Genomic DNA, 8,571 nt, shown 5'->3' on the forward strand with positions numbered 1-8,571 from the left:
ATGAAACTTAAATTACTACTGCTTACCTTCATCCTGGTGTGTACAGGATGTAAAAATGACCCGCGGATACAGGCGGCCTACGACTTGATCGAACGTGTGACTCCCGGATACGGGAAACAATTCAAACTGGAATTAATGGAACCTGTCGATGGAATGGATGCGTACGAGATCACGTCCGACAACGGCAAAGTCGTACTGCGTGGAAACAATACGGTCTCACTGGCGACGGCATTCAACCAATATTTGAAATACACCTGTAATGCACATGTTTCCTGGTTCGGCAATCAACTGGACCTGCCGAAGCAATTGCCTATGCCCGTCCCCGTTAAAAACACGATCAATGGCAAATATCGTGTCTACATGAATTATTGTACGGTCAGCTACTCGGCTGCCTGGTGGGATTGGGAACGCTGGCAGCGAGAGCTTGACTTTATGGCTATGAACTCGATTAATATGCCGTTGTCTGTTGTCGGACTGGAAGCTGTCTGGTACAATACCCTTCTCAAACATAAGTTTACGGACGAAGAAGCACGCCGGTTCCTGGCCGGTCCGGGACATTTTGCATGGCAATGGATGCAGAACTTGCAAAGTTATGGAGGTCCGCTCCCCAAATCTTGGATCGACAAGCATATCGTTTTGGGAAAACAGATTATCGACCGGGAATTGGAATTGGGTATGCAACCCATTCAACAAGGATTTTCCGGCTATGTTCCGCGTGAGCTGAAAGAAAAATACCCGGATGCCAAGATACAGTTGCAACCTTCCTGGTGCGGTTTCACCGGGGCGGCGCAGTTGGACCCGACCGATTCTTTGTTCACTGTGATCGGACGTGACTTCCTGGAAGAAGAAAAAAAACTCTACGGAGCGCATGGCGTTTATGCGGCTGATCCGTTCCACGAAAGCCAACCGCCTGTCGATACACCGGAATATCTGAGCGCCGTCGGCAATTCCATTCACAAACTCTTCAACGATTTTGACCCGAATTCGATTTGGGCAATGCAGGCATGGAGCCTTCGCGAACCGATCGTGAAAGCTGTTCCGAAAGAGAATCTGCTGATCCTGGACCTGAACGGAGCCAAGAGCCAGCAGGAAAATGCTTGCTGGGGGTATCCGCTTGTTGCCGGAAATCTGCATAACTTCGGGGGGCGTATCAACCTGCACGGAGATTTGCGTCTGCTTGCTTCCAACCAATATGTAAATGCAGTAAAAAAGAATCCGAATGTTTGTGGTTCCGGTCTCTTTATGGAGTCTATCGAGCAAAATCCGGTATATTATGATCTGGCTTTCGAAATGCCTCTCCATAAAGATGAAGTCAATATCGAAGAATGGCTCTGCCGTTACGCAGACCGTCGCTACGGCAGACCGTCCGAAAACGCGCATCAGGCTTGGTTGCATCTGTTGGAAGGGCCCTATCGCCCCGGAACAAACGGGACGGAACGCAGTTCCATCATCGCCGCCCGTCCTGCTGTAAATGTAAAGAAATCCGGTCCGAACGCGGGTCTGGGGATCCCCTACTCTCCTCTGTTGGTAGTTCAGGCCGAAGGCTTATTGCTGAAAGATGCCGGCAGACTGAAAAGTTCCGATCCTTATCGCTTCGATATTGTCGATGTCCAGCGGCAGCTGATGTCCAACCTCGGACAGGCTATCCATAAACAGGCGGCAGAGGCGTTCCGTAAAAAAGACAAGGAAGCATTCACCCTGCATAGCAGCCGTTTTCTCGAAATGTTGCGCGATGCCGATGAACTGTTGCGTACGCGTCCGGAATTTAATTTTGATAAATGGTTAACGCAGGCCCGTAGCTGGGGGAATAATAATGAAGAAAAAGACCTCTTTGAAAAAGATGCGACCGCGCTTGTCACCGTGTGGGGAGCTGATGGTGATCCGCTTATCTTCGACTACTCCTGGCGGGAATGGACGGGATTGATAAACGGATATTATCTGAAACGCTGGGAAAAGTTCTACGCGATGCTTCAGGATCATCTCGATGCCGGGACAAGCTACAACGAAGAAGGCTTGCCGCAAACACACGGTCGTGAAGCCTTCCGTGCTAATGATTTCTACAGTGCTCTGGGAGATTGGGAACTTCAGTTCGTTTCCACTCCTGACAAAGTCCGCACGCCTATCACGCAAGGGGATGAAGTGGAAACCGCTACCCGCCTGTATAAAAAGTATGTCCGTCTCGCCGCCGAATATTATAAAGACGAAATCGAGGCAGATGAAATCCATGAAGGCAATATCTTTGAAAACCTGGGTGAATAACCTCCTCAAAAAAGATCATATTATGACAATAAAACAACTTCTGATTGCAGGTTTCTGTTGTGTGACTCCCAGTCTGATAGCCCAGACTGGCAAGATAAAACTGTCGGAGATGGATCTGTCCTCCATCTATCAGCCATACGGGACTCCGGCATCCGGCAAAGCAGTCACCGGCGAACCTTTACAGGTTGCCGGTACGCTTTTTGCGGATGGCGTAGGTGTACAGGCAAACAGTAAAATAAAGATTTCACTTCAGGGAAAATCTACCCTTTTCACATGCAAGATCGGTGTCAACGACCAGTCGGTTAATTACAAGGACAGCCATCTTGCCAAGATTCCTTTGACCGACGGAACGATGCTCTTTTACGACCAGGCAAACGGTCGCAAACAATATGTCGGGACGGGAAAAGGAAACGGAGAATTGGAAAAGGGAAGTGTAATCTTCAAAATCATCGGAGACGGAAAAGAACTGTATAACAGCGGTATCATACGTGGAGGCGAGACTGCCAGAGAAATCTCCCTCCCTATCGAAGGTATCAAGATACTGGAGTTGGAGGCGGAAGATGCAAATGACGGGATCAGCGGTGATCATGCCGACTGGCTGGAAGCCGTTGTTTCCTATTTCGAGATTCGGCCATCCTTGATCGTTCCCGAATACCAGGGAGAGGTTGCCTCCATGCCTAAAGAGGTTGAACAATCCTTGCAACAGAAAATCGGGCAACTCGAAGCAGTAAGCCTGCCCTTGCCGTCTCCCGGCTACGATTGGCTGATCCGTAACGAGGAAGCCAAAGCGGCAGTTCGTCAGGCAAACCAGGGAAAAGATCTCGTATTGAGCAATGGATTGGTCAGTCGTGTATTCCGTATTTTCCCTAACCTCGCGACAGTCGACATTCAAAATCTGATGACCGGAGAAAATATGTTGCGTGCCGTGAGCAACGAGGGTATTCTGACGCTCGATGGCAAAAGCTACTCGTTGGGCGGACTGGACGGGCAGCCCGAATTCGGTTACACCCAGTACAAATGGCTCGACCGGATGAAACCTTTTGCCAATTCGTTCCGTGTCGTCGATTTCCGGATTTCAGAAATCACTCCGCGCATTAATTGGAAAAGTAAACGGTGGGCATTGGAAAAAAAACAGAACCCGTCCGGTAAGCAGCTTACTTTTCTATTAGAAGGACCGGACGAACTGAAAGGCGTAAAAGTCAAACTGCATTATGCCCTTTATGACGGTCTGCCTTGTATTTCCAAATGGTTCGAGATCGAAAACCGGACAGGGGCGGATATCAATCTTGATTCCTTCGTACTGGAACAGTTAGCTATGGCGGAGCCGGAGTCGCCTGTGGAAGCCAAGCGCCCGGAAATGTTCCGAAAACCGAATATTCATGTCGAAAGCGATTGGGGCTTTCTGGGTTTCATCGAAAAGATTGCCGACAAGACTGAGCACTGGAATCCCGATCCGCGCTACACTTCACAGTGTAATTATCCACTGTTGACTCCTTGTCTGTTAGAGGTTAAATTGCCAATGGGACCGGACGAGCGAATCAGCAACGGCAGTTCTTTTTCCAGCTTCCATACCTGGCTGATGCCTTTCGACAGTGAAGACAGGGATCGGAAAGGGCTGTTTGTCAAACGGATGTACCGGACGATTGCTCCCTGGACAACTGAAAACCCGATCTTCATGCATTGTACCTCCAGCGATCCTGAGGTCGTGAGACAGGCAATCGACCAATGCGTAGCTACCGGCTACGAGATGCTGATCATCAGCTTTGGTTCCGGCCTCGATATGGAAGATGAATCGCCGGCCAACTATGCCAAGTTCAAGGAATTGCGAGATTATGCCAGCTCCCGCGGTATCGAGTTAGGCGGATATTCGCTGTTGTCGAGTCGTTGGATCAGTGACGAAGTGGACGTGATAAATCCCGAAACGGGCAAGAGAGGCGGAATGATTTTCGGAAGTTCTCCCTGTCTTTGCAGCAATTGGGGCTATGACTATTTTCGAAAGATCAGGCAGTTCTTTGAAAAGACAGGTATGACCGTGTTTGAAAACGACGGTTCCTATCCGGGGAATGTTTGTGCTTCAACCGTCCATGCTCACCACAAAGGGCTGAAAGATTCCCAATGGAAACAGCGGAAGCAAATTGCGAATCTTTACCAATGGATGTGCGAGAACGGTATTTATATGAATATCCCGGATTATGGCTACCTACTGAACGGAGGCAACAAAGTCGGGATCGGTTACCGTGAAGTCAACTGGTCTTTGCCGCGTGAACGGCAGTTGGTACTGGGCAGACAAGTTATGTATGACGGCCTTTGGGAACGGCTGCCGGGGATGTGTTGGACCTTTGTGCCTCTCACCCAGTATCACGGTGGCGGAGCAGCCGCTACATTGGAACCGCTCAGCGAACATCTTGCCGACTATAAGGCACACATGATACAGAACTATGGAACCGGCGTGCAGGCTTGTTACCGGGGACACCGGCTTTATGATACCGAGGAGACAAAACAGACGGTAAAAGAGGTCATCGACTGGTATAAACGTTATCGCGATATTCTAAATAGCGAAGTGATCCACTTGCGTCGTCCCGACGGTAAGGATTGGGATGGAATCATGCATGTCGCTTCCGGTAAAAAAGAGAAAGGTTTTGTCATGGTCTATAACCCAACCGATCAGCCGATGGAGCGCACCGTCAAACTGCCGCTCTACTATACAGGATTGACCACGGAGGCAATTGTAAAAGAACAGGGTAAAGAAGGCATTCTCCACACCTTGTCGCGCGACTACACGATTCTGCTGAAAATCCGGATTCCGGCAAAAGGTTATAATTGGTATGTAATAGAATAAAACAAAAAACGAATATGAAGAAAATATTCCTAACGGTTGTTGCATTGCTCCTTACCTGGGGTAATGCCGGACTGAAAGCCCAGGAGACGGTCACTAATGCTTTCGACGACCTGAAGCGTACCGGAACTGTTAACGAACAGGATTCCGAAATGCGACAGGCCGCCTCGAATGACGCCCTGCAAGAATTGTTGGCACAAAAACCGGCGGCAGGCTATTTTTGCTTTGCCGAAGACCGGATGCATGATATCCGTCTCGATCAAACCATTCCGGCCCGTTGGACGGAACGCGCTTTCGACACTTGGCAGCAAGTGGAAGGGGACTGTCAACCCGGTGAGTTCTACACGTGGCAAATTGGCCTTTTCACTCCTTTCAAAGAGTTGAAAGATGTCTCCGTTGCTTTCTCCGATTTGGTAAACGCCGATGGAAATAAAATCAAATCCTCCTCATTTCAATGTTTCAATCAGGGAGGAACCGACACCAACGGACAAACATTCCGGAAAAACGTCTGTATCCCTAAAGGACATGTACAGGCACTCTGGATCGGGATGGACATTCCTGTATCTGCCAAAGGGGTATATAAAGGAAAGGCGTTCGTGAAGGAAGGGAACGCCAAACCGGTTGAAATAACAATCGTGCTAAACGTGTCCGGCTCACCGATTGCCAATCATGGCGATAACGAAGGTTGGCGGAAAACCCGTCTGCGCTGGCTCAACTCCACATTGGGGAATTCCGATGATCCGACTGCACCTTACACACCTGTAACCCTCCGGAAAAAAACTCTTTCCTGGTTGGGCGGCGAAGTTGAACTTTCTTCCAGCGGACTACCTTGCAAGATTATCACTTGTTACGATGCCAACAACCGACTCAGTGATTCGGTCTCGAATGCCGTTCTGGCAAAAGAAATGGTATTTATCATCGAAACTTCCGATGGACAGGAAGCCTTGAAACCCGGAAGTCTCCATATCACCAACCACAATAACGCTTCCATCAATTGGGAAACGACACAAAAGAGCCGGAACTTCGATGTCGTATGTCAGGGAACTTTCGGGTTCGACGGTATCGGTAATATTCATCTTCAGGTCAAACCGAAACGAGATGTCGAGATCAAAGATATACGTTTGGAAGTCCCTTACACAGCTTATGCCTCCAAGTATATGATGGGATTGGGGCACAAAGGCGGATTTCGTCCGGACACGCTGATATCATGGAAATGGGACACCGATAAGCATCAGGACAAAATCTGGATGGGTAATGTCAACGCCGGCCTTAACCTTCATTTCATGGATGAGAATTTTGTGCGTCCGTTAGTCAATATCTATTACGCACTTGGCAAACTGAACCTGCCTGTTTCCTGGGGAAATAACAACAGAGGCGGTATCCATATCCAGCCGGAAAAAGACGGTGAAACACGAATGATCGCTTACAGTGGCGAACGCTGTTTATGCAAAAACGAAATCCTGCATTACGACTTCGATATGCAAATTACTCCTGTTAAACCGATCGATCTGAAATTGCAGGCAACGGAGCGTTTCTATCACTCCAACAGCGACGTCAGTGCCGGCTATATCCCGGCGGCCCTAAAAGCCGGAGCGAATTTGATCAATGTCCATCATAAAAAAGATATTTATCCTTTCATCAACTATCCGTATTATGACGAATCGGTAACCGACCTGAAACGTTTCATCTCCGAAGCACATAGTAAGGACCTCGGTGTCCGCTTATATTACACTACGCGCGAACTGACCGTGAAAATTCCCGAACTCTGGGCTTTGCGTAGCCTGGGCGGCGAAGTGATCCATGACGGTCCCGGAAAGGATGCGCGTACATTGATCCATCGTAACGGACCGAACGAGTGGCTGAACAAAAACCTCGCCACGCATTTCATCCCCGCCTGGTACAACGCTTTCAAAGAAGGGAAATATGCAGGTGATATGGACATCTCCGTTATTACGACTCCCGATTCCCGTTGGAACAACTATTATCTGGCCGGACTGGATTGGATGGTGAAAAACTTGGGAGTCGACGGCATTTATATTGACGACAGCGCCCTTGACCGCAAAACACTGCAACGTGCTCGCCGCATCCTCAATGCCGACGGTAAACGGCGCCTGATCGACATTCATTCCTGGAACCACATGAACCAATGGGCAGGCTATGCCAACTCCCTACATCTTTATACGGAACTTTTTCCTTACATCGATCGAACCTGGATTGGCGAAGGTTTCAATGCTGACAACACGGCTGATTTCTGGTTAGTGGAAATGTCAGGCATTCCGTTTGGCCTGCTAAGCGAGACACTGGACGCACGTAATCCTTTCCGGGGTATGATATTCGGTATGCTTCCCCGTCTACCCTGGAGCGGTAATCCTGTGCCGCTCTGGCAATTATGGGATTCGTTCGGTATGAATAAAGCGTCCATGCACGGCTACTGGGATGAAAATTGCCCTGTTAAAACGGATAATGCAAATCTTCCTGCAACCGTCTACACGAATGGAAATAAAGCCCTTCTCGTGATAGCCAACTGGACGGATCTGCCACAAAAGGCAAAAATATCCATTGATGAGAAAGCATTAGGTTTTCACCCGGCTACGATTTCATTGCCGGAAATAAGAAACGTACAGTGGAGTAGCCGGCTAAACAACCTGGAACAATGCGAGATTATGGGACGAAGCGGCATGATCATCCTACTTGAAAAATAAACATTATAGTTTAACGATACAAGTATGGCGGCTGTCACTCTATAGTACCTTCCGGACTCGGCTTACTTCCAAGTGAAGGCAACCGTAACCAGTGAAGGTACTTTTACTCTTTGTGTTCACCAGTTAATACTATTATAATTAAGTCTTTATGCACGATGGTGAAGGCATTTTGCGGATTATGGCGAAAAAACAAATAAGAATATATTTCTGGTCTTTTTATTTTATCCAATCTATCTTGGTATTCGTTAAGCATATTACGCAACTTTGCATTTATCATAGAAGCGTCTGGACGCTTTACTACTTGCCCGTTTTAAACTGAGAGATGGAGTCTATGATGAATCTTTTTACGATATAACAAGTCTCTTGTTTATGGCAGACGGCCACCCTGATTTTATATCTGCCATCCTTTAATACTTTTGCCTTGAAGATTGTTAATTTTAGGAATGGTGTCGTACCGTAATCAGCAAAGCAAAAGCTGAAATGGCGCTCGCGCCACAAAGTTATAACAATCCTAAATTTTAAAAAGTATGGAAGAAGAATTAGTAAAAGAATAGCCTGTGTATGAAATCCAGAAAGTTAAGCTCAAGAACAACCAGGTAACAGCAGACTACACAGAGCGATTTGTAGAAGCAAACTACAAGAACGAAGTAATCAAATCATCCCAGCAATTCGTTCATCCGGACCTGTTATATGCCATGAGTTTGTTAAAGACTCATGCCGTCAAGATTTGCGAAATGCAGGAAGCCGGAGTCGTAAATATCGAAAATCCTTCGG

At 47.9% G+C, this 8,571-nt stretch carries 3 protein-coding genes and 1 pseudogene; all 4 read left to right on the forward strand.

Annotated elements, in window-relative coordinates; translation table 11 throughout:
- Entirely contained in the window at positions 1 to 2,259 is a 2,259-nt protein-coding gene (locus tag H8S65_RS14575) for an alpha-N-acetylglucosaminidase (protein WP_186930634.1), read from the forward strand.
- A 22-nt stretch (positions 2,260 to 2,281) separates the two neighbouring features.
- Positions 2,282 to 5,098 carry an NPCBM/NEW2 domain-containing protein gene (locus H8S65_RS14580; protein WP_186930635.1) on the forward strand — a complete coding sequence of 939 codons (2,817 nt, stop codon included), beginning with the start codon at positions 2,282 to 2,284 and terminating at the stop codon, positions 5,096 to 5,098.
- A 14-nt stretch (positions 5,099 to 5,112) separates the two neighbouring features.
- Complete coding sequence (locus H8S65_RS14585; RefSeq protein ID WP_186930636.1) at positions 5,113 to 7,797, forward strand: glycoside hydrolase domain-containing protein; 2,685 nt, start codon at positions 5,113 to 5,115, stop codon at positions 7,795 to 7,797.
- A gap of 557 nt (positions 7,798 to 8,354) precedes the next feature.
- Positions 8,355 to 8,571 (forward strand): annotated as a pseudogene (locus H8S65_RS14590) (hypothetical protein); the annotation flags it as partial.

Origin of the sequence: Parabacteroides hominis (genome assembly GCF_014287585.1) — a bacterium.
In the GTDB taxonomy this organism is placed as follows: Bacteria; Bacteroidota; Bacteroidia; order Bacteroidales; family Tannerellaceae; genus Parabacteroides; species Parabacteroides hominis.

Coding starts and splice junctions, on each gene's coding strand:
- H8S65_RS14585 (WP_186930636.1), top strand. CDS start 5,113: ATGAAGAAAATATTCCTAACGGTTGTTGCATTGCTCCTTACCTGGGGT.
- H8S65_RS14575 (WP_186930634.1), top strand. CDS start 1: ATGAAACTTAAATTACTACTGCTTACCTTCATCCTGGTGTGTACAGGA.
- H8S65_RS14580 (WP_186930635.1), top strand. CDS start 2,282: ATGACAATAAAACAACTTCTGATTGCAGGTTTCTGTTGTGTGACTCCC.